We start from the raw sequence: 1137 nt of genomic DNA, 5'->3' as shown, positions 1-1137 counted from the left end.
AGACTCACCAGAGGTGACCGCACGCCACTCCACCCGATACACCGGCAACGCCGCAGCCGTACCCACACCCGACACCGGACGCGACACCAGCGAACCGACCGACGCCACCGGACGGCCGGTCAGGTCGGCCAGTTCGAAGGCGAAGGAGTCAGGGCCCGTCGTGGAGATCCGGACACGCAGCGTCCTGGCGCCGGTGGCGTGGAGGGCGACGTCAGTCCAGGAGAACGGCACCAGCGTACGGCCACCATCACCGGTGTCCTCGGCGGCGTGCAGGGCTGCGTCGAGCAGCGCGGGGTGGAGGACGAATCCGTCCACGGAGGCGTCCACCGACACCTCGGCGAAGACCTCCTCACCACGGCGCCACGCCGCCTGCAGCCCCTGGAACAGCGGCCCGTAGTCGTAGCCGCGCTCCCTCAGCTCGTCATAGAAGCCCGTGACGTCGACGGCCTCCGCGCCCGAAGGCGGCCACTCGGCCAGCGGGGCGGGTACGGCAGCGGCGTCTGCGGTCCGCAGCGTGCCGCGGGCGTGAGTCACCCAGGCGTCATCCTCTGATCGCGAGTGAATGGCCACTTCGCGTGCGCCGGATTCTTCGGCCGCACCGACCACGACACGCAGCGCCACCGCGTTGTGCTCGCGGAGCACCAGCGGCGCCTCCAGGGTGAGCTCCTCCAGGTACGCGCAGTCCACCTCGTCACCCGCTTTGACGGCCATCTCCACGAAGGCGGTGCCGGGAACGAGCATCTGTCCGGCGATGACGTGCTCGGCCAGCCAGGGGTGCGACTCAAGGGAGAGCCTCCCGGTCAGCACCACACCGTCCGAATCGGGCAGGTGGACGACGGCGGACAGCAGCGGGTGGCCGGTGGCGGCCTGGCCGTGACGCGACGGCTCGCCGGCGGTCACCGTAGGAGCGTGCATCCAGTAGCTTTCCCGCTGGAAGGCATAGGTCGGCAGGTCCACCCGCCGGACGTCGGATCCGGCGTAGAACGCTTCCCAGTCGGGCTGCACCCCGCGTGCCCATGCCCGCGCGATTCCGGCCAGCAGCTCGCGCTGCTCGTCCCGGTCCCGACGCAGCAGCGCGATGAACGCCGTTTCCTCGCCTTCGACGCAGGCCGGGCCCATCACCGACAACACCGCGTC

Annotated in this window: 1 protein-coding gene; it reads right to left on the bottom strand. The window is 70.8% G+C overall.

Annotation, left to right across the window (positions count from 1 at the left end; genetic code table 11):
* Positions 1-1137: polyketide synthase dehydratase domain-containing protein (locus IEZ08_RS39055; RefSeq protein WP_189244250.1), on the bottom strand; the 1137-nt coding region annotated here is incomplete at both ends.

It is taken from the genome of Planobispora rosea (assembly GCF_014648175.1).
GTDB lineage: Bacteria > Actinomycetota > Actinomycetes > Streptosporangiales > Streptosporangiaceae > Planobispora > Planobispora rosea.
This window is presented reverse-complemented; position numbering and strand designations above follow the sequence as displayed.